Origin of the sequence: Kaistella sp. PBT33-4 (assembly GCF_029194425.1) — a bacterium.
Lineage (GTDB): Bacteria > Bacteroidota > Bacteroidia > Flavobacteriales > Weeksellaceae > Marnyiella.
The window spans coordinates 136,515-156,797 of record NZ_JARFYL010000005.1 but is presented as its reverse complement, the minus strand read 5'-3'; the positions used below and the strand labels follow the sequence as shown (position 1 = coordinate 156,797).

General features: G+C 44.6%; 17 protein-coding genes. 5 read left to right on the top strand and 12 right to left on the bottom strand.

Features of this window, described 5'->3' with window-relative positions:
- Nucleotides 1-315: 315 nt before the first annotated feature.
- Nucleotides 316-2,532 carry an NADP-dependent isocitrate dehydrogenase gene (locus P0M11_RS11715; protein ID WP_275625841.1) on the bottom strand — a complete coding sequence of 739 codons (2,217 nt, stop codon included), beginning with the start codon at nucleotides 2,530-2,532 and terminating at the stop codon, nucleotides 316-318.
- 126 nt (nucleotides 2,533-2,658) lie between these two features.
- Here P0M11_RS11715 and P0M11_RS11710 point away from each other — a divergent pair, with 126 nt between their 5' ends.
- Nucleotides 2,659-2,811 (top strand): hypothetical protein, encoded by a 153-nt coding sequence (locus P0M11_RS11710; protein ID WP_275625840.1) that lies wholly within the window; start codon nucleotides 2,659-2,661, stop codon nucleotides 2,809-2,811.
- Between the two features lie 125 nt (nucleotides 2,812-2,936).
- On the opposite strand, the gene P0M11_RS11705 is transcribed toward P0M11_RS11710, so the two are convergent.
- The 8 genes from P0M11_RS11705 to P0M11_RS11670 all read right to left on the bottom strand — a co-directional run bounded on the left by P0M11_RS11705 (nucleotide 2,937) and on the right by P0M11_RS11670 (nucleotide 9,265).
- A complete protein-coding gene (locus tag P0M11_RS11705; RefSeq protein ID WP_158063937.1) occupies nucleotides 2,937-3,191 on the bottom strand; it encodes a hypothetical protein in 255 nt (84 codons plus the stop codon).
- 11 nt (nucleotides 3,192-3,202) lie between these two features.
- Nucleotides 3,203-4,318, bottom strand: a complete 1,116-nt coding sequence (locus P0M11_RS11700) for a DNA topoisomerase IB (protein WP_275625839.1) — start codon at nucleotides 4,316-4,318, stop codon at nucleotides 3,203-3,205.
- A gap of 10 nt (nucleotides 4,319-4,328) precedes the next feature.
- The gene (locus P0M11_RS11695; protein WP_275625838.1) at nucleotides 4,329-5,186 is read right to left on the bottom strand and encodes an SDR family oxidoreductase; all 858 of its coding nucleotides are present in this window, start codon (nucleotides 5,184-5,186) and stop codon (nucleotides 4,329-4,331) included.
- Between the two features lie 19 nt (nucleotides 5,187-5,205).
- Nucleotides 5,206-5,370 (bottom strand): phosphatidate cytidylyltransferase, encoded by a 165-nt coding sequence (locus tag P0M11_RS11690; RefSeq protein WP_275625837.1) that lies wholly within the window; start codon nucleotides 5,368-5,370, stop codon nucleotides 5,206-5,208.
- A 35-nt stretch (nucleotides 5,371-5,405) separates the two neighbouring features.
- Nucleotides 5,406-5,843: a DUF6526 family protein gene (locus tag P0M11_RS11685; protein WP_275625836.1), complete on the bottom strand. Its 438-nt coding sequence runs from the start codon at nucleotides 5,841-5,843 to the stop codon at nucleotides 5,406-5,408.
- A gap of 68 nt (nucleotides 5,844-5,911) precedes the next feature.
- Nucleotides 5,912-7,783: a DNA ligase D gene (gene ligD / locus P0M11_RS11680; protein WP_275625835.1), complete on the bottom strand. Its 1,872-nt coding sequence runs from the start codon at nucleotides 7,781-7,783 to the stop codon at nucleotides 5,912-5,914.
- Between the two features lie 86 nt (nucleotides 7,784-7,869).
- A complete protein-coding gene (locus tag P0M11_RS11675) occupies nucleotides 7,870-8,460 on the bottom strand; it encodes a DNA polymerase ligase N-terminal domain-containing protein (RefSeq protein WP_275625834.1) in 591 nt (196 codons plus the stop codon).
- A gap of 25 nt (nucleotides 8,461-8,485) precedes the next feature.
- Nucleotides 8,486-9,265 (bottom strand): Ku protein, encoded by a 780-nt coding sequence (locus P0M11_RS11670; RefSeq protein ID WP_158063944.1) that lies wholly within the window; start codon nucleotides 9,263-9,265, stop codon nucleotides 8,486-8,488.
- 78 nt (nucleotides 9,266-9,343) lie between these two features.
- Here P0M11_RS11670 and xth point away from each other — a divergent pair, with 78 nt between their 5' ends.
- On the top strand, nucleotides 9,344-10,117 hold the full coding sequence (gene xth, locus P0M11_RS11665) for an exodeoxyribonuclease III (RefSeq protein ID WP_275625833.1): 774 nt from the start codon (nucleotides 9,344-9,346) through the stop codon (nucleotides 10,115-10,117).
- 283 nt (nucleotides 10,118-10,400) lie between these two features.
- Entirely contained in the window at nucleotides 10,401-12,929 is a 2,529-nt protein-coding gene (locus P0M11_RS11660) for a cation-translocating P-type ATPase (RefSeq protein ID WP_275625832.1), read from the top strand.
- A gap of 75 nt (nucleotides 12,930-13,004) precedes the next feature.
- Here P0M11_RS11660 and P0M11_RS11655 read toward each other — a convergent pair whose 3' ends face one another.
- Together P0M11_RS11655 and P0M11_RS11650 are read right to left on the bottom strand one after the other, a co-directional pair.
- A complete protein-coding gene (locus P0M11_RS11655; RefSeq protein WP_275625831.1) occupies nucleotides 13,005-14,561 on the bottom strand; it encodes a M20/M25/M40 family metallo-hydrolase in 1,557 nt (518 codons plus the stop codon).
- A 119-nt stretch (nucleotides 14,562-14,680) separates the two neighbouring features.
- Nucleotides 14,681-15,688, bottom strand: a complete 1,008-nt coding sequence (locus P0M11_RS11650) for a T9SS type A sorting domain-containing protein (RefSeq protein WP_158063948.1) — start codon at nucleotides 15,686-15,688, stop codon at nucleotides 14,681-14,683.
- A gap of 202 nt (nucleotides 15,689-15,890) precedes the next feature.
- On the opposite strand from P0M11_RS11650, the gene P0M11_RS11645 reads away from it, so the two are divergent.
- A complete protein-coding gene (locus P0M11_RS11645) occupies nucleotides 15,891-17,663 on the top strand; it encodes an aminopeptidase P family protein (RefSeq protein ID WP_275625830.1) in 1,773 nt (590 codons plus the stop codon).
- 148 nt (nucleotides 17,664-17,811) lie between these two features.
- On the opposite strand, the gene P0M11_RS11640 is transcribed toward P0M11_RS11645, so the two are convergent.
- On the bottom strand, nucleotides 17,812-18,270 hold the full coding sequence (locus P0M11_RS11640) for a phage tail protein (RefSeq protein ID WP_275625829.1): 459 nt from the start codon (nucleotides 18,268-18,270) through the stop codon (nucleotides 17,812-17,814).
- 261 nt (nucleotides 18,271-18,531) lie between these two features.
- Between P0M11_RS11640 and mnmE the strand changes: the two genes are divergently transcribed.
- The gene (gene mnmE / locus P0M11_RS11635; RefSeq protein ID WP_275625828.1) at nucleotides 18,532-19,920 is read left to right on the top strand and encodes a tRNA uridine-5-carboxymethylaminomethyl(34) synthesis GTPase MnmE; all 1,389 of its coding nucleotides are present in this window, start codon (nucleotides 18,532-18,534) and stop codon (nucleotides 19,918-19,920) included.
- Nucleotides 19,921-20,283: the final 363 nt, after the last annotated feature.

Here is a 20,283-nt window from a genome sequence, read left to right as displayed (position 1 = left end):
GCCACCGCTTCGTAAAACCCACCCGCTTCAGTCTAAACGGGATAATTTATTAGATTCAGAAAGATTTTGCGTCTAAAAGTAATCCATTTCCGCTTTACATACAACCTGGAAAATTTTGATTTGACGTAAGGAGGAGCTTAATTGTTGCGCAGCATCTTTTCCTTACCCAGAATCCATTTTGAACAGTCTGAGGCAATACTTTGCACCTTACAAAAATACAGCTTGCAGTATAAACAAAACTTCCCGGAGCGGACCGGGAAGCTTGAATGACACACGGAATGGCATCCGCGCTATTTGTATGCAGAGTATATTTGCTTATATGGCGTCAATAATCTGATTCAAGATGGCTGAAGGACGCATAGCAGCATAGGTCTTTTCAGTATCTGTATGGTAATAGCCTCCAATCTCCTGAGGTTTACCCTGAGAACCCAGCAGTTCATCATTGATCTTGGTTTCATTTTCCTGAAGGGCCTTCGCAACAGGTGCAAATTTTTCGGCAATCGCACTGTCAGCAGTTTGCTTGGCCAAAGCCTCAGCCCAGTACATCGCCAGGTAAAAGTGCGAACCGCGGTTATCAATCCCGCCCAGTTTCCTTGCCGGTGATTTGTCCGTAGCCAGGAATTTTGCGTTTGCGGTGTCAAGCGCATCAGAGAGAACCTGCGCTTTTTTATTGTCCTGTGTTTGGGCCAGGTGTTCCAGAGAAGCCTGCAGTGCCAAAAATTCACCAAGAGAATCCCACCTCAGGTAACCTTCTTCAATGAACTGCTCAATATGCTTAGGTGCAGATCCGCCGGCACCGGTTTCGAAAAGCCCACCGCCATTCATTAGCGGCACTATTGACAGCATTTTGGCAGATGTTCCAAGTTCCAGGATTGGGAACATATCTGTAAGATAGTCGCGAAGGACATTTCCGGATACAGAGATAGTGTCCTTGCCTTCACGGGCTCTTTTCAAGGTCTCCAGCATGGCATCTTTCACATCCATAATGCGTATGTCCAGGTCTTCCGTGTTATGGTCTTTCAAATATTTTTCCACCTTGGCAATGATCTGGGCATCATGAGCCCTTCCTTTGTCCAGCCAGAAAATAGCAGGGGTGCCGGAAAGCCTTGCGCGGTTTACAGCCAGTTTTACCCAGTCCTGTATAGGTGCATCCTTGGTTTGGCACATTCTGAAAATATCATCCTTCTCAACTTTCTGTTCCAGAAGAATATTTCCGTTCTCATCTTCCACACGAACCGTTCCTTCTGCAGTGGCCTGGAAAGTTTTGTCATGTGATCCGTATTCTTCAGCCTTCTGAGCCATAAGGCCAACGTTTGGTACAGATCCGAAAGTTGTTGGGTCAATGGCTCCATTGGCTTTCATATCGTCAATGATAGCCGCGTAGAATCCTGCATAAGTACGGTCCGGGATAATACAAACGGTATCCTCTTCTTTGCCTTCGCTGTTCCACATTTTTCCGCCACCGCGTACGAGTGCAGCCATTGAAGCATCAACAATAACATCCGACGAGACGTGGAAGTTGGTAATTCCCTGGTCAGAGTTTACCATTGCAATGCGTGCATTGTTGGCAATGGCTGACTCTATATCTTCTTTAATGTCTGCTTCCTGTGGTGTGCCGGCGATTTTTTCGAAAAGTGTAGCCAGACCAAAGTTCGGATTGATGTCCAGTTCACTGAAAACCGACTTATATTTTGCAAAAACATCTTTAAAATATGTTTCTACAATAGCACCAAAAATGATGGGGTCAGAAATCTTCATCATCGTGGCCTTCAGATGGGCTGAAAGGAGTACATTTTTATCTTTGGCTTCGGCAATTGCCTTTTCTACAAATGATTTAAGTGCACTGATGCTCATTACGGAGCTGTCAATTACTTCTCCGGCTTTCAGCGGCGCAAAGTCCTTGAGTACCTTAGATGATCCATCGTTTCCGGCAAATACAATTCTGAATTTCCCGTCATTTTCTATTGTTGTTGAATTTTCAGAACCGTAGAAGTCGCCTGATTCCATATGTGCGACCGTTGTTTTTGAATCTGCCGACCACGCTCCCATGCGGTGAGGATTGGCCTTTGCGTAATCCTTTACAGATTTTGGCGCTCTTCGGTCCGAGTTACCTTCTCTTAGCACAGGATTTACCGCGCTGCCAAGGACTTTAGCATATTTTTTAGCAATGTTTTCCTCATCAGCATTTTTTGGCTCCACAGGAAAATCAGGCAAAGCATAGCCCTGCTTTTGAAGTTCAGTAATCGCCTCCTGCAGCTGTGGTACGGAAGCGGAGATATTGGGAAGTTTAATGATGTTTGCATCCGGTTGCGTGGCCAGTTCGCCTAGTTCCGCCAGATAATCAGGAATTCGCTGGCTCTCAGTAAGTACTTCCGGGAAATTTGCCAGAATCCTGCCTGCAAGGGAAATATCCGGTACCATAATTTCTACCTCGGCCGGTTTTGTAAAGGCTTTTACAATGGGCAGGAAAGAATGCGTTGCCAGCATTGGAGCTTCATCCGTAAGAGTGTAGTAGATTTTTGCTTTAGACATTATTTATTTTTTTATGTTTTTTAATATTTACAAATTTAAGGTTTTTTGTTAAGCTTTTCCTCCCGGGCCGTAATCAAATAGGAACGACTTTTGCAGTTTGCAGTTTAACTATTAATAAATAAACGTATGGCAACTCAAAAAAATAATCCGCCAACCGGTGTTTTAGTCGCAGTGGGCACAATTGCCCTTATGATCATCTTGTATTTCATCATTCTTGCGATATTTCCGGAACTGTTTGAATCTTTGCCAAAGGCCGAAGGTCAGCCTGTGAAGGAATAAGAAAAAAGGCCTTCCTTCAGCGTGGCCCACTTGTACTGCTTTAAATATCAGATGAGCGGTCACGCTGAAGGAAGGCTAAATATTACGAAGAAGGTCCCGCTTAACGGCGCGACCTTCTTTCAGTATCAGTCATTATCATATAGCTGGTGATCCGAAAGGTAATCTATAAGACTGGCATCCACCATCTCTTTGTTTCTGATGTAGAAACTTTCCGGGTCATCGTAATCATCACCGGTACCGTTAGGCTCCAGTAAAATTTCCCTATTGAACTGTACACCGTTAATCTCAAAGGTGACTTCCCGTTTTACCACTCTGTTCTCTTCTGTGGAGGGTCCTAATTTTACAAGGTAAATTTCATTTTCCTGAATCTCAATTTTCATAATTTATTTTTTTAATGTTTTAATTTTTCATTTTCCAGCATTTTCATCACTATCATTTCCTCTTTTGTAAGTCCTGACTTTCCGTCGTTGATTTCAATCGCATCCAATTCATCCAGATATTTTTTTATGGAATTGTTTTCATAAAGATTGATGACCAGCGGATGAACATAATATTTCCTGCAAACAGCAGGCGTATTGCCAAGAGTGGCGGCCACCATCTCCAGGGCCTCCTTTACTTTTGATTTGTAGGCCGAATTGTTTTCGGCTTCACCAATTTCCCTGAAGGCAATCAGTGCGTTTACAGTTCCGGACCAGGTACGGAAATCCTTTGCTGTGAAATCATCGCCACTGATTTCCTTTATATACTCATTAACCATTCCTGAATCTACCGGATGTGGCTGTCCATCTTCATCATAGTATTGGAACAGTTCTTTTCCCGGGATGTCGCGGCAGTTCTGAACAGCCTTCGCCAGACGTGAATTTTTAAGGTCGATATCATGATATACGCCTTTCTTCCCTTTGAATGAAAAGCTGATTTTCTGACCTTTAACATTTACATGCTTGTCTTTTAGGGTGGTTAGACCAAAGGAGCCGTAAAGTTTTTCATAAACATTATTACCAATTCTGATATTAGTTCGCTCCATTAAGCTCACCACAACAGCCAGGACTTTTCTTTTCTCCAGCTTGCGTACTGCCAAATCTTTTTCCAGCTGAAGCCTGATTTTGGGCAACGCATAGCCAAACTGCAGCATCCTGTAAAACTTAGTATGGTTCCGAAGCGCTGTCCAGACGGGGTGGTAACGGTACTGTTTGCGTTGTTTCGCATCTACACCTGTTGCCTGTAAGTGTCCGTTTTCCAGGGCGCAAATCCATACATTCTCCCAGGCTGGCGGTATGGCTAATTTGTTAATCCGCTGGATTTGTTCCGGGTCCATTATCTTTTCATCTCCTTTAAAATAACGAAATTTTTTGCCCCAGCGCCGGCGTTCTATCCCTTCCGATTCCCGGTCGGTGGTATAAACCAATTGGACCGCTTTTGCAGATTTCACGGGATCCTTCATGATCTTTACGATTTTGGAGGGACTGATCCTGCTTACTGCCTCAAGTTCGGAAATTTCTGTCTTCATGATATTCCAGTTAGCCGTTTACAATTTCACCTCCGTTAGGATGCAAAACCTGACCGGTCATATAAGAGGCATCTTCCGATGCCAGAAAAAGAAAGCAGGTGGCCACTTCATTTGGTTGTCCGGCACGCTTCATAGGAACATCGCTGCCAAACTCTGAGACTTGTTTTTTCGAGAAGGTAGAGGCAATCAGCGGTGTCCAGATAGGTCCGGGGGCTACGGCGTTGACCCGGATTCCCTTTTCAGCAAGATTAGCAGAGAGGCTGCGGGTGAACGATAGCACTGCTCCTTTGGTGGCGGCATAGTCAAGCAGATGGTCACTGCCGCGATATGCGGTAACAGAAGTCGTATTGATGATGCTGCTGCCTTTTTTCAGGTGCTTCAGCGCAAATTTGGTAAGCCAGAACAGTGAGAAGAAATTGGAATGAAACGTTGTCATGAGTTGGTCTGTTGTAATGTCCTCCAAAGAGGTGGCTTCCCAGTGATTGGCTGCATTGTTAACGAGGATATCAATCTGTCCGAATGTATCGATAGTTTTGTCAACCACTTTACGACAGTGATTTTCCTTTCCTAAATCGCCCTTTATAATGAGGCATTCTCGTCCGAGGCGTTCAATTTCTTTTTTTGTCTCGTTTGCATCGGCGGTTTCGCTCAGATAAGGAATCACTATATTTGCCCCTTCCGAAGCGAAGAGTAGTGCGGTTGCTTTACCAATACCGCTGTCACCCCCGGAGATTATTGCCACTTTACCTTCAAGCTTAAGTGATTTCGAAGCAGGTTCGCTTTCAGGCTTGGGTACCATTTTCTTTTCCAGTCCGGGTTTCCGCTGCTTCTGGGGCGGCCTGACTTTTTTCTTAGTATCTTTCTGCATAAGCTATGATTCTTCTCAACTATTTTTTACCCCGAGTAAGCATCCACAGAACTAGGCCGATAACTCCTACTACCAGGATGATTCCCCACCACATTCCGGCTTCGAAGATGGTTCCTATAGCTTCACACCCCGTAAGTGTGAAAAGCGCGAAAACAACTAAACTTAATAATGCAAATCTTTTCATAACAGTGATTTTTAATGGTTTATTTATTTTAAAACTTAAACCCTCCTATAATCAGGTTTCCAGTTTTTAATTGCTTTCTTTATTTCTTTAGGCGAAGTATTATCAGCTAACGCCATCTCCAGTAGCTCACGGAACTCTCCATCATGTGCGAAACGAAGCGCAGCGATCTGTCCAAAACTTAGTTGATTTTCCACGTCATCCGATCTTTTACCAAAGAGTTCAAAATACCTTTGCTTAAATTCCAGACGGAGCAGTCTGTCCTGCAGTGTGAGTGCATAATGCTGCCTGACCATTACAGCCAGATAAATAAGCAGGAAAATAACTGCAGAGAACAATATCCAGATAATTTGTTGATCCGTAGAAGCAAAACTCATCCACAGACCTGTCCCCAGAAGAATAATCAACAGAGGCAGATAAATAAAATGATGCGGTGCGTAGAAACGGATATGATTGGAATAGTCTTGCTTCTTCATAGATTTTACTCAGCAAAAATTCAACCAATTATAATGCAGAATGTGATTCATTAAAGAACTTGGGTTCCTTAGTGGTTTTCAAATGCAAATAACGCTTCCAGCATATCGAAACCCGTACCGAGAGTTGGCTTAAACAGATCACCTTTTTCCTTAATTCGGTGTAGGGCATTTTCAATATTAAAATCCGTGGGTTTCAAACCGGGTTTCAATTCCTGCCAATCTATAGGCATGGAGACGGGTGCACCGTTCCTGGGGCGCAGACTGTAAACACTGGCAAGTGTCTGACCGCGGCGGTTTTGAAGATAATCCAGATAAATTTTTGCCTTATCCCGCTTTTGCAGGGCACGCTCCAGAGTGGTAAGGTGGGGCAGCTCTTTCTGCACCATCTGCATCATGATATGAGCAAAATTCTTCACCTGGTCAAAGCTGTACTGTGCGCCTGCGGGGATATAGATGTGAATCCCGGAACTGCCTGATGTTTTACAGAACCCTTCTATCTTCCCCAAATCCATGATTTTCTTAACCGTCTGGGCGGTCAGGATAACCTCTTCAAAGGTGTTGTTCTCAGAAGGGTCAAGGTCCAGAACCAGATAGTCCGGCTTTTCCGTGGTTTGTGCCCGGCTGGTCCACACATTAAATTCAATACATCCCAGGTTGTTCAGATACGCCATTGTTGCTCTGTCATTACACAGGATATAGTTAATGAACTTATCTGTAGATTCCGAATGGACTTTTTGAGTTTCGATCCAGTCCGGTACATCGTCTGAAGCGTCTTTCTGGTAAAAACTCATGCCGCTGATCCCGTTTGGAAAGCGGTTCATGGACTGTGGGCGGTCCTGCAGATGGGGCAGGATATATTGGGCTATACTTTGGTAGTAGGCCACTACATCACCTTTGGTTACCTGATCTTTTGGGAAATATATTTTATTCTGATTGGTCAGTTTCACCTCCTGATTTCCAAATTCCGTCCGCAGTTCATTTTCCCGGTGAGAAATGGACTTTTTCAAAGGAACAGGCCGCGCTGATTTTTCCGGCTGTTTAATTTCATTATTTGCAGAATTCACTTCCTGCGCATCTTTATCCTCACGTAAATGCAGAAATACAGGATGTCTGAAGATATGATCACCGGTAAGCTCAGTGAATTTGATTTCAGCTACAAGTTCAGGCTTTAACCATGTAGGTTTCTCATTGGTCTTTGGAACTGTGGTGAAAGGGCATTCCTCTGTAATCAGAGGTTTCATCTTTTTGTAGAGATCAGTCAATGCCTTCTCGCTGAATCCCGTCCCGGTATGCCCACAGAAAATCAGACCGTGATCATGGTATCTGCCGAGAATCAGTGAACCGAAATTCTTGCGGCTACCTCTCGGTGCAGTAAAGCCACAAATAATAACTTCTTCGGTTTTCTGACTTTTTATCTTCAGCCAGTCCCCATTCCGCACACCCGGCACATAAGTGCTGTCAGCTTTTTTCGCTATCATTCCCTCCAGGCCCATATTTTGAACCACCGCAAAAAATTCTTTACCCTTTTCCGCCACATGGTCATGGTATTTTACGAATTCTGTTTCAGTGAGTGCCTCCTTCAGCAGTTCCTTACGCTGCAGAAGACTGAGTGCCTCGGTGGAATGCCCGTTCAGATACAGTAGGTCAAACACCTGGTACACTACAGTAATATTGGGGTTTTCGCCAATGCGCTGCAACCACTGAAAGTTAGGTTGTCCTTTGTTGTCATAGGCCACCAGTTCACCGTCCAGCACCATTTCATGTTCCTGGAACCTTAGGGAATTGGCAATTTTTCTGAATTTTTCCAGGTAGGAGAGGCCATTCCGCGAATAAAGCTGAACATCCTTACGAAGGTCTGCAATGGCACGGTATCCGTCCCATTTTATCTCAAACACCCATTCGTCACTGTTAAACGGTTCACTAGCCGAGTCAGCCAGCATCGGTGTGATGAATTTTGAAAGTTTTCTTCCGCCGCCAAGCGCGGTTGAGTAATTTCTGGAGGGTGGGGTTTTGGCAGGCTCAGGAGTTACTTTTCTGCTTTTTTTTTTGAAGCCAAATAAGCGCTTACTTTGGAATCAGGTTCGGTGTTTTGCTCAGCGTCATAACTGTCAGTTGCAAACTCATCACGGTGCTTAATGAGCAGCCATGGGTCACCACTTTCACTGTTTTTAATCCTCACTAAGGCAAATTCACCTTTCAGCTTTTTACCATGCAGTATAAATTTGAGCGAACCCTCACTGAGCTGAGCCTGCATAAGTGTATCGTCCTTTTTTCCTTTTACTTTTTCAAGAGCTTCATAGGTGCCTTCGTCCCAAATTTCCACTTCACCGGCGCCATAGTTTCCCGACGGAATAGTTCCTTCGAATGTGCGGTAGTCATAAGGATGGTCTTCAACCATCATTGCCAGCCGTTTATCCTGAGGATTTAGTGAAGGCCCTTTCGGAACTGCCCAGGACTTCAGCACACCATCCATCTCCAAACGGAAATCATAATGAAGCCTGCTGGCCGCATGCCTTTGAACGACAAATCTCAATTTACCCTTCCCTCTGCTGGTTTTACCTTTGGGTTCGGCCGTCTGATTAAAATCTCTCTTTTTGTTATATTCCTCTAATGGCATTTTCACCTACTGTTTATTGAGTTAGCTATCCCGCTTTTGCTTTTCCGGCTTCCAGACTGGCCTTTAGCTGCGCCATAAGGTCTGTAGCTTTAGCCGATACATTTTCTTTGGCAGCGGGTTTCTTCACTTTTCCTTTGGCTTTGGCCTCGATGATTTTCATGAGATCATCGTTATAAGTGTTTTTATATTTTGAAGGATCAAATTTTGTTGCGCGCTGTTTGATCAGCGATTCTGCCATTTCCAATTCCTCAGCCTGAGGATTCTTGCCGCCCGGAATTTTAAGGTCTTCATAACTTCGGAGTTCTTCCGGATACCGCATACGGTTCACCATCAAAATTTTGTCTTCGTAAGGCCTCACGAGGCATAAAATCTCTTTTTCACGAAGAATAAAAGTACCTATGCCGGCCATTTTGGTTTTTAGTAAGGCCTTTAAAAGCAGTTTGTAAGCCTCCTCGCCATTCTTTTGGGGTTCCAGAAAATAGGAAGATTCAAAATAGGCACTGTCTATTTCATGAACATCAACAAACTGCTTAATGTTTAATAATTTTGATTTTTCAGGATTGACTTCCTCAAAATCTTCTTTAGTGAGCACTACGTAATTGTCCTCCAGTTTATAGCCTTTAACAATATTTTCCCACTTCACTTCTTTTCCGGTATTGGCATTCACCCTTTTGAAGTTAATATTTGAAAGGTCTTCCTTGTCCAGCATATCCAGGTCGAGGTTGCTTTCTCCGGTAGCCGAATAAAGTTTAATGGGAATATTAACCAGTCCAAATCCGATTGCGCCATTCCAAATTGCTCTCATAATTGCTGATTTGCGGTCGTTACATCAAATATGTGTCCAATTAAAACGTAACTTTTACCTTTGAATAAATAACTATCCATGAGAATAGCCACCTACAATGTGAATGGAGTGAACGGGCGCCTGCCTGTCATTCTCAGGTGGCTGGAAGAAACCCAGCCACATATTGCCTGTCTGCAGGAGCTGAAAGCGCCTCAGGAAAAGTTTCCTGAAGCGGAATTCCAGTCAGCAGGTTACGAATCCGTTTGGCTGGGCCAGAAAAGCTGGAACGGTGTAGCGGTACTCTCACGTGTCGGGATGCCGGAAGTCAGCAGACTCAGTCTTCCGGGAGATACTGAAGATGATGCCAGCCGGTATCTGGAAGTAAAAATTATAGATTTAGTTATTGCCTGTATTTATCTGCCTAACGGAAATCCGGTGCCGGGACCGAAATTTGACTATAAGATGAAATGGTTTGAACGTTTGGATGCACATGCAGAAATGCTGGTAACCTCCGGTAAGAAGGTACTTATCATTGGGGATTTTAATGTGATGCCAACTGAAAATGATGTGTATAAGCCAGAAAAATTCCTAAAGGATGCGCTTTTCCTGCCTGAGGTACGGGCGGCATTCCAAAATCTTTTGAACCAGGGGTGGACAGATGCAGTACGCCATCTCTATCCGGACGAAACTATCTATACGTTTTGGGATTATTTCCGGAAAGCCTACGAGCGTAACGCGGGGCTGCGTATTGACCATTTTCTGCTTTCCGCGGAAGTTTTGCCGCAACTTATTAATGCCGGAGTCGATAAAACCGTAAGAGGCTGGGAGAAAACAAGCGACCATGCGCCTGTGTGGATTGAGCTGCGGGACTGAGTATCCCGCAGGGCAAAATGATTTAGCTTTTGATCTTCATTTCTGAAAAGACCACCCCGTCAATTACGCCTGCGGCGAATTGCCAGCCCTCCGGAGGAGGGGAATTTCCGAAGAAAAGTTCTGTAGCTTTCAGTCACTGCACTAAAGTGTGTTCAGTGGGGAAGATTCCTGCGTTTTTGTTTATGATTGTTGTTTAAACCTTCAAATTAAACCTTTGTGATAAGTTTCATATTACGCGTTACATTTTTTTAGGTAACTTTAGGATGAAGCAATTTTTTCTGCTATGGATATGCAACTCCCAAAAAATCTGACCGGACTGACCGCAGAACAGGTAGCTATGTCGCGTGAATCCCATGGCTATAACAGCATGACCGCAGCTCCGAAAAATACCTGGTTCACGATTCTCACGGATATCCTGAAAGAGCCAATGCTTATTCTGCTTATGCTGATTGCTGTAATTTATCTTGTAGTGGGAAATTACGGAGAGGCATTATTTATGCTTGCTGCCATAGTTTTGGTTTCAGGAATATCTTTTTACCAGGACAACCGCAGTAAAAAGGCGCTGGAAGCTTTGCAGCGGCTTAATGAACCCTTAAGCAAAGTAATCCGCAATTCGACTGTAATCCAGATACCTACACACGAAATTGTAGTCGGAGATCTCTGCATTGCCGCCGAAGGTCAGATGATCAATGCCGACGGACGAATTGTTTACAGCCATGACTTTACGGTTAATGAGGCATCACTGACCGGAGAAAGTTTTACCGTATCAAAGGATAATAGTGAAGCAGATTCGCAAGTGTACAGTGGCACTGTTGCTGTTTCCGGGCTGGCTGTTTTTGAAGTGGAGGCGGTAGGAGCAGATACAAAAATAGGAAAGATCGGAGATTCATTATCATCCATTACAGAACAGAAATCCCCACTGCAGCAACAGATTGAGAAATTTGTAAAAGGTATGGCCGTTCTGGGCGCCATTGTTTTTCTATTGGTTTGTGCTGTTAACTGGTATCACACCCGCAGTTTTACTGACTCACTGCTGAACGGTCTGACGCTCGCCATGTCCATTTTGCCCGAAGAGATCCCTGTCGCTTTCACCACATTCATGGCTTTGGGAGCCTGGAAGCTGATGCAGCAGGGCATCATCATCAAGAAAAGCAGCGTAGTGGAGACGCTGGGCAGTACTACAGTTATCTGTACCGACAAAACCGGTACGATAACCGAAAATTCGATGCATTTGAAATTAATCTATAACTTTAATGAAAACCGCACGTATACGGAGGATGAATTTGATGCATTGGGACTTCGGGAAATTGTAAGTTATGCCATGTGGAGCAGCGAGCCCATTCCCTTTGACCCCATGGAAAAGACTTTGCACAAGGTTTACAGCAAGACGGCGGTTATAGATTTGAGGAGCGCTTATCAGATGTATCATGAATATCCTCTTGAAGGAAAACCTCCAATGATGACCCATGTTTTCCGGAACACATTCGGACAGAGAATCATTGCCGCAAAAGGAGCTCCCGAGGCCCTTCTGCAGGTTTCAGGTTTGTCTTCTGCCGACCTTTCATCACTCAGAAAACTGATTGATGATTTCGGTAAGGAGGGGTATCGGGTTCTTGGTGTCGCAAAATCCATGTTCGCGGCTGAAGAGTTTCCCCAAAAGCAGCAGGAATTGCCCTTTGAATTTCTGGGTTTTGTGGTTTTCCAGGATCCACCCAAACAAGGCATTCAGGAGGTATTTAAAAAGATTAATGACGCCGGTATTAAGGTGAAGGTCATCACCGGCGATAACGCTGTAACTACCCGTGCCATTGCCGCACAGTCCGGTATTGTAAATGCTGGCCATTATATAACAGGAGAAGAACTTACAGGGCTGAGCGAGAATGAACTCCGTCGGACAGCAAATGATAAGGTATTATTTGCCAGAATGTTTCCGGAAGCCAAATTGGCGGTTGTAAATGCGCTGAAAAAAAATGGGGAAGTTGTGGCGATGCTGGGTGATGGTGTTAATGATGGTCCGGCACTTAAAGCGGCCCATATCGGTGTTGCCATGGGGGTGAAAGGAACCGAAATAGCCAGGGCGGCCGCGTCGCTGGTACTCACTAATGACGACCTGTCCAAACTGCTTATTGCCATTGCAGCCGGAAGGCGGATTTACAGCAATATTAAGAAAGCGGTACAGTATATTATTTCCATTCATATTCCGATCATCCTGACTGTCTCGATGCCTTTGTTTCTGGGATGGGCTTTTCCGCAAATCTTTACGCCTGTGCACGTGATCTTCCTCGAACTCGTGATGGGGCCTACGTGTTCCATTGTTTATGAAAATGAGCCTATGGAGAAAAATACCATGCTGCGGAAACCGCGGCCCCTTAGGGAAACCTTTCTGACCTGGCGGGAGCTTAGTATCAGTGTCATTCAGGGTTTGGTTATCAGTGCAGGTGTTCTGTCCGTTTATCAGTTTACCTACAGCAGGGGTGGTGACGAAGAAACCGTACGTTCCATGGTTTTTACAACCTTAATATTTGCCAATATACTGTTAAGTCTGTCTAACCGTTCATTTTACTATTCAGTATTTGAGAGCTTCCGGAACCGCAATCGATTACTTGTATACGTCACTGCTGCTACTTTAACTGTTTTAGCAGCGATGCTGTATGTGGATGAGGTGAGGACCTTTTTCAGGATGGCAAGTCTCAATTATGAGCAGGTCCTCACAGGTTTGGCCGTTGCGGCTGTTTCCGTTCTATGGTTCGAACTGTATAAGCTGACCAAAAGATTAGTGTTTACCCAGGATAAGTTTAGCGCTGGAAAATAACCAAGCGGATGACAGCTTAATGAAAAAACGCTTACCCGGCAGGTAAACGCTTGAAAATATTCTGTTGACAAGAGGCTAGTCAAGGCCACCTTTCCGCGTGGGTTCACGAAGTTCGGGCCATTTCATCGGTTGTCCCGTTCTTTCGTCTAAAGGCAGTTTAATCCTTTCGCCACTGGCTTTTTCAGGATCTTCGCTGGCCATATAGGTAAGGATGGCGATGAGTGCCACATTACTTTTCACATCATCAAAAACAATTTTATCATAAGTGTCGCGGTTGGTATGCCAGGTATAATTTCCGTAACTCCAGTTCAGTGATCCCAGCATAAAGGCTGGCACGCCTGCGGCCACAAAAGAAGCATGGTCCGAACCGCCACCGCCCGGTGTGCCGGGAAATGTAGTTTTGATATCTTTTGTAAGTTCCTTCGGAACAGCATTCAGCCAGCGGTTCAGATAGTCATAGGAGTGAAGGAACCCTTGTCCGCTGATGTTTGCAACGCGTCCGGTTCCGTTGTCCTGATTAAATACTGCCTGGATCTTTGGCATCTGGTCTTTATGTGCCGAAACATAGGCGCGCGAACCATTCAGGCCCTGTTCTTCACTGCCCCAAAGGCCTACAATTATTGATCTTTTAGGATTAGGATAAACCTTTTTCAAAATCCTCGCAACCTCCATCATGGTAATGGTCCCGGTACCGTTATCTGTAGCTCCGGTTCCGCCATCCCACGAGTCCAGGTGCGCCGAAAGGATGATGTATTCGTCCGGCTTTTCGGTGCCTTTTATTTCGGCAACAGTGTTGAAGGTAGGCGCCATGCCTCTGTCTTTGGAGCTTGCCTGAATCTTAATCCTAGGCACTGTGCCATGCTGTGTCATACGGTACAGCTGACCGTAATCTTCCAGGGAAATATCCACAACAGGAATTTTTTTAGTGCCTGCCGAAAATATCTTGTTCACTCCAAATCCACGGGACCAGTTAGACGAAATTATTCCTGCGGCACCTGCCTCTTCCAGCTTTTGGTTCATTGTTCTCGATGTTTCACCTGTAACCTTAATTGAGTTCTGCCAACGTCGGGAGGCCTCTTCCGAGTCCTTTTTCATTCGGTTATAAGATTCCGGCGTAGCAAATTCCTTCCAGTTGTAGTCCGGACGCCCGGAACTCTGATAGGGTGAAACCATTACCAGTTTTCCTTTAACTTTGGGTAGCCAGGCCGTGAATTCTTCTTTAGTGCCGAAAATAGGCAGCATCAGCACATCTGCGGTAATTCCTCGTGATGGAGTGGCAGGGCTAAAGGCCAGTTGCATCCCCTCTAAAGATTTCGCATAGGGATGCACCATTTCAATATATGAAGGACCTCTTTCCCAGGATTTCCATTCGCCCCACTGTTCATTCCGTGCTTCAATGCCCCACCTTTTGAACTGGTTAACTGCCCAGTCGTGGGACTGCTGCATTTTGGGACTTCCTACCAGACGAGGGCCAATTCCATCCAATAACTCATAAGCCAATCTTTCCAGCTCTGAATTGTTATAGGTTTCGGTCATAATGGAACCGACTGTGGTTTCCCGCGAGGTCTGACCCCATGTAAACGTGCAGCTTAAAGCCGCTGAAATCATTACTATTTTACTGTAATTCTTCATGAAATAAATTTTGAAATGCTGAAGATAGTCATTTTGCCATGCAAGTCAAAAATGATTTCGCTTTGGGGGTCTGAATCGAAATTTTTAACCATAAAAAAAACTCCCGAAGGAGCTTTTGTTTATTTTTTTATCAGTTTTGAAGTTTTTATGCCTTCATCAGTGTGAATTTTCACGAGATAGGTTCCCGGGGCCAGCATCCTGGCATCGTATCGGTCTGCAGCCAGATATTCTTTAACCAACCTTCCGGACATATCGGTTAGAGTAACGGTCACCTTTTGCCTGTTGGACGTTTCCGGTAGGCTTACAGTGAAGAAATCTGAGGTGGGGTTGGGATAGACCTTAACACGGTTGTCGTACTGCAGGACTTCATTGGTTCCAAGAACTGAGTAAGTAATAATAAACGGTAGGTCCTGTGGGTAATCTGGTGCTGATGCAGGTGTTCCGGCATCTACCATTGCAGCCCAGGTTCCTGTATTCTGCAGTGCGTTATCTGTGGGCAGTCCTCGAAGTCCAACCGTTGTTACAGGAGGAGTCCACACGGTAGCTACAGAAGCGATGTCTTCCATTTGGAACTGCATCCAATACGTACCTGCGGACAGAGTTACGGGTGTGGTTGTATTCACTTTCCAAATTTTCCTTGTAGTACCCACCGCACTTCCCGGCGCAGGATAAAGTGAATTAAAAATTCGGTACATCAAAGCATCCTCGGCACTGGAAAACCGGTCGGTTGTATCATCTCCAAAAACTACAGTTGGTGTACCCACATTTGGAGCACCGTTCATGATTTTAACCCGGGCTCTCATTCCGGGAGGAGTAGACCCCACATATCCGGTGATATAGCCATATAAGGCAATGGAAGTAATATTCCAGCTTTGGCCTGCCGGAATTACGAAATCGTCTGCACAGAAATTATTGGTCGTGGTGCCTACTTTCTGACATCCGAAGCCGGAATTAGTGTTAGACTCAGTAGTATTGCCTGTATTGTTCTGAGCCTCAGACCACGTGTAACCTGCAGGTGCTGCTACACCCGATTTTGTGGTGGCTCCGGTGCTCAGGGGACCGTTGCTGTACTGACTTAGAAACAGCCCGGGAATCAAAGCGAGAATAGAAAATAACTGTTTTTTCATAAGATGATGTTTTTAGGAGTTCTACATTCAAAGTTATAATAAAATAATTATCAAAATGCAAGTCTTTTGGGAAAATTTATAAAAATGTTGATAATTTGTTATTTGAACAACGTGTAACCTTAAGCAGAGGACTGTATGATTTAATCAGCCGAAATGTAAAAATGTGCTTTTTTGCGTACTTTTATAGCATTAAATGAAATATATGACAACGGACAACAAACTTAGCCTGCTTCGTCAGGCAATGGCAAAGGAAAATATAGACTGTTTCATCGTTTTTTCGGCAGATCCTCATATGAGTGAGTACCTTCCTGCGGAGTGGCAGGAGCGTGCTTGGCTGTCCGGGTTCACTGGCTCAGCAGGATTTGTAGTGGTAACGGAAGATGAGGCAGCACTTTGGACTGACGGCAGGTATTTCGTACAGGCGCCGGCCGAACTGGAGGGTTCGGGTATAAAACTTATGAAGGATGGGGTAGAAGGAACACCTCATTATATGGACTGGATCATATCTGCACTTCCGGAAGGAGGCACTGTTGCGGTGAACGCACTCGCTACAAGCAATACCAGCTGGACAGCATTAGAGCAGAAATTGGCACCTAAGAACATCAAGGTAATAGACAGGCCTTTGCTGAAGGAGATCTGGACAGCCAGAGTTACTGACCAAACAAAAAATCCTGTTTTTGTTCACCCTGTAGAACGTGCCGGTAGATCTGTTTCGCAAAAACTGCAGGACATTCGTCAAAAAATGAGGGAGATGGATGCATCGGTACACATTATTTCAAGTCTTGACGATGTAGCCTGGACACTCAATTTACGGGGAAGCGATGTAGAAGCCAACCCTGTTTTCCTGGGATATATTGTCTTAACGAAAAACGACGCGGTACTCTTTGTAGATACTGAAAAACTCCAGCCAGAAGCCGTAAAACAACTGGAAGAAGCTGGTGTGGAGATTAAAGCTTACGATTCTTTTTTCGCTTATCTGAAAGAAATCAACGATCATAAAATTCTCATTTCAGCAAACAGCAACCAATCAATTTTTGAAGCTCTGCAGGCTCAGAACAATATCATTAAAGCTCCCGTTCCCGGAAACCTGATGAAAGCTCAGAAAAATGAAACCGAGCTTGAAGGTTTCCGTACAGTGATGCAGCGTGATGGGGTAACCATGGTGAAATTCCTTTACTGGCTCACACAGAATGCAGGTAAAGAACCCATGACGGAATATTCCATAGGCAGAAAGCTGTTGGAATTACGCAAGGAAGGCAAAAATTTTGTGGGCGAAAGTTTCGGCAGTATTGTAGGTTATGGTGGCAATGGTGCTATTGTGCATTATTCAGCGAAGGAGCAGGGAAGTAAGGAAGTTACAGATAACGGAAGCATTCTGGTGGATTCCGGTGGACAATACCTGGAAGGCACTACAGATATCACCCGAACGCTGGCATTGGGGGCTGTGACGGATGAATTCCGCCGCGACTGCACGCTGGTGTTGAAAGGCATGATACAGCTATCAATGGTTAAATTTCCGCGGGGGACACGGGGTGTACAGCTGGATGCATTCGCAAGGATGGCGCTTTGGAAAGAAGGTAAGGATTATGCTCACGGAACAGGCCACGGAGTCGGCAGTTTTATGAATGTGCACGAGGGTCCGCAAAATATCCGCAAAGACATGAACGACCAGGAACTGCTGCCCGGCATGGTAGTTTCAAATGAACCCGGATTTTATCTGGAAAATGAATATGGAATCCGCCACGAAAACCTGGTAGCCGTAAGGGAGTGGAAGAAGACTGACTCAGGTGTTTTCTATGAATTTGAAACTTTAACAGTTTGTCCCTTCGACAGAAAGGTACTGGATTTGGACCTGCTGACACCTCAGGAAAAAGAATGGCTCAACAACTATCATTCCTGGTGCCGCGAAAAACTGGAAAAAGATCTTGAGGGCGGGGTAAGAGAGTGGTTCCTGGAGCAGGTAAAACCGCTATAGTCTTTAGCAAAGATCATATAACTTCAATGGAGCTTACCATTGAGGAAAGCTTTAAGTATAAAAACAGTTCAATTATCACGATGCGGGGCCTTTCAGTAAGGCCCTGTTTTTTTTTTATTTAAATTCTCAGTGCTGTCCGGTGACTGATCTATGACATTTTGCCTTTTTCCTGTGTAGCCAGGGACTCAATTTCCAGACCCTCATGAGTGATAACCAAAGTCTCGGCTGCTATACTACTGCTGCTGCTAATCAGGGTGGGTCCCGCATACTTTACCGGAAAACAGTTGCGTAATTTCCAGATGATTATGGGCTCATGCCTTTCGTTCAAAAGCGAAATGCGTACATCCCGGCGCTCCACGGTTCCGAAGGACCGGGTATTTATCCAGTTGAAGAAATCATTGTCACCTTTTTGAATGGTACGCGTTAAGGAAACATCTGAAAATTTCAACATACCGGGAATTTTATTCTCGGACTCAACTTTAGAACTGCCCTCACGTACTGCGATGACTTCAATTGCCATTTCAAGTCCGGAAACTTCCAGGAACTCGCTTCTGTTACCGCCCCAGTCTACCAGAAAATGGTAGCGGTTGATTAATCTGGTTGCCATGGTTTAATGTGTTTGTTTTAGTAAAGTTACCTATTTGTTTTGCAGGTTCGGATACCTGTTTTTGCTGATATTTTTATCATTTAGAAAAAAAAGGTCCGCGTTGCTTTAAACCAGCTATAAACTCTAAATAACATTAAATTTATTTTTCCAACGTCAAACGTCTGTATAAAGGGTTTGCTTTCCTGATAAGCTACAAAATCCATTCGCGCTTTTCCTATCCTGCAGTTCGGCATCGTAATCCGTATTTCGTAATTTTGCTGAATGAATAAAGACACGATTTGCGCACTTGCCACGGCCAATGGCGTTGGCGCACTCGGAATCATCCGTGTTTCCGGTCCTGAGGCGCTTGCTGTTACTGACCGCTGTTTCAAGGGAAAAAAGCTGCAGACCGCAGCATCACATACGGTCCATTACGGTTTTATAACCGATGGCGACGAGACCATCGATGAGGTTATGGTTTCAGTATTCCGCGCGCCCAGGACCTTTACCACTGAGGATTCAGCTGAAATCTCGTTTCACGGGTCACCTCATATTGCAGGCAGGATTTTGGAAGTCCTTACCCGTAACGGTGCACGGATGGCAAAAGCCGGTGAATTTACAATGCGTGCCTTTCTGAACGGACGGATTGACCTGTCGCAGGCAGAGGCCATCGCCGATATCATAGCCAGCGAAAATGAAGCCTCACGCAAAATTGCTATGAACCAGCTAAAAGGCGGGATAACGGATGAGATATCAATCCTGCGTGGTGATTTGTTAAATTTCACCTCCCTGGTGGAACTTGAGCTTGATTTTGCTGAAGAAGATGTAGAATTTGCCGACCGTACTGCCCTAAATATGCTTCTGGACCGCATTGAAGAGAAGTTACGCTCCCTTGTTGAGAGTTTCCGTTATGGCAACGCCGTGAAGAATGGGGTGGAGGTAGCAATCATTGGTAAACCTAATGCCGGAAAATCAACTTTACTAAATGCCCTGCTGAAAGAAGAGCGGGCTATCGTAAGCGACATCGCAGGAACTACGCGTGATACGATTGAAGAAGTACTTCACATCAGGGGTACTGCGTTCCGCTTTATCGATACGGCAGGAATTCGCGATACCACCGATGTCATAGAAGCCATTGGTGTGCAGAAAGCGCACGAGAAGATCGCCGCTGCCAAAATCCTCCTTTACCTTTATGATGAATTTGACAGTACGCCGCAGGAGGTGGCTGCATTTATAAAAGAAGTTTACCGTGAAGACCTGAAAGTCGTATTATTGCACAATAAATCCGATCTTTCTTCGGAAAAAGGCCAAAGTTTTGACCGCGATTTGCTTTCGGCTTTCAATGCGGACTATAAAGTCACGCAGTTGTCCATATCTGCCCGCGAAAAAGTAGGCATTGAGGAACTTAAGAATGAACTCATCAGTTATGTGGAAGGTCTGAAACAGTCTGAAAACAATGTCATCATCACCAACCAGCGTCATCATGAGGCTCTTCTTCGCTCGCTGGATTCCGTACGGCGTGTAAAAGATGCCGTTTCCCAGAGTTTCCATACCGAACTGCTGGCCTACGAACTCCGCTACGCGCTGGAATACCTGGGCGAAATCTCCGGCGAATTCACTAACGATGAGGTACTGGGGAATATTTTTTCTAAGTTCTGTATCGGGAAATAGTCATTTTTTATATTTCTTAAACTGAACTGCCATTTTATAAGACTCTTTCGCCGAGCACTCTTTAACATCTAAACGAAAACAAAATTCTGTTAAAAATCGACAGTTTCGAGATTTAAAACCTTGCCATAATTGAACGTTTTATCCATGAAGGTTTCATTTATTTGATGAACATGAAAAATAACTGGACATCTAATTCAGAATCTTTTTTAATTGTATACAAGGGTGTTCGAAATTTAATACCTAGGAAATTATCTGCATTATGGACAGCTACTGAATAGAGTCTTTTCATAGAGCTTTTCACCTCCTACTTCCTTAAAATTAATATCAATAAAATCCCGAAACATTATGTATCGGGATTTAATG

Bases quoted from the DNA above. Each gene is read 5' to 3' on its own strand.
- P0M11_RS11715 (WP_275625841.1), bottom strand. From the start codon at position 2,532: ATGTCTAAAGCAAAAATCTACTACACTCTTACGGATGAAGCTCCAATG.
- P0M11_RS11710 (WP_275625840.1), top strand. From the start codon at position 2,659: ATGGCAACTCAAAAAAATAATCCGCCAACCGGTGTTTTAGTCGCAGTG.
- P0M11_RS11705 (WP_158063937.1), bottom strand. From the start codon at position 3,191: ATGAAAATTGAGATTCAGGAAAATGAAATTTACCTTGTAAAATTAGGA.
- P0M11_RS11700 (WP_275625839.1), bottom strand. From the start codon at position 4,318: ATGAAGACAGAAATTTCCGAACTTGAGGCAGTAAGCAGGATCAGTCCC.
- P0M11_RS11695 (WP_275625838.1), bottom strand. From the start codon at position 5,186: ATGCAGAAAGATACTAAGAAAAAAGTCAGGCCGCCCCAGAAGCAGCGG.
- P0M11_RS11690 (WP_275625837.1), bottom strand. From the start codon at position 5,370: ATGAAAAGATTTGCATTATTAAGTTTAGTTGTTTTCGCGCTTTTCACA.
- P0M11_RS11685 (WP_275625836.1), bottom strand. From the start codon at position 5,843: ATGAAGAAGCAAGACTATTCCAATCATATCCGTTTCTACGCACCGCAT.
- ligD (WP_275625835.1), bottom strand. From the start codon at position 7,783: ATGCTGGCTGACTCGGCTAGTGAACCGTTTAACAGTGACGAATGGGTG.
- P0M11_RS11675 (WP_275625834.1), bottom strand. From the start codon at position 8,460: ATGCCATTAGAGGAATATAACAAAAAGAGAGATTTTAATCAGACGGCC.
- P0M11_RS11670 (WP_158063944.1), bottom strand. From the start codon at position 9,265: ATGAGAGCAATTTGGAATGGCGCAATCGGATTTGGACTGGTTAATATT.
- xth (WP_275625833.1), top strand. From the start codon at position 9,344: ATGAGAATAGCCACCTACAATGTGAATGGAGTGAACGGGCGCCTGCCT.
- P0M11_RS11660 (WP_275625832.1), top strand. From the start codon at position 10,401: ATGGATATGCAACTCCCAAAAAATCTGACCGGACTGACCGCAGAACAG.
- P0M11_RS11655 (WP_275625831.1), bottom strand. From the start codon at position 14,561: ATGAAGAATTACAGTAAAATAGTAATGATTTCAGCGGCTTTAAGCTGC.
- P0M11_RS11650 (WP_158063948.1), bottom strand. From the start codon at position 15,688: ATGAAAAAACAGTTATTTTCTATTCTCGCTTTGATTCCCGGGCTGTTT.
- P0M11_RS11645 (WP_275625830.1), top strand. From the start codon at position 15,891: ATGACAACGGACAACAAACTTAGCCTGCTTCGTCAGGCAATGGCAAAG.
- P0M11_RS11640 (WP_275625829.1), bottom strand. From the start codon at position 18,270: ATGGCAACCAGATTAATCAACCGCTACCATTTTCTGGTAGACTGGGGC.
- mnmE (WP_275625828.1), top strand. From the start codon at position 18,532: ATGAATAAAGACACGATTTGCGCACTTGCCACGGCCAATGGCGTTGGC.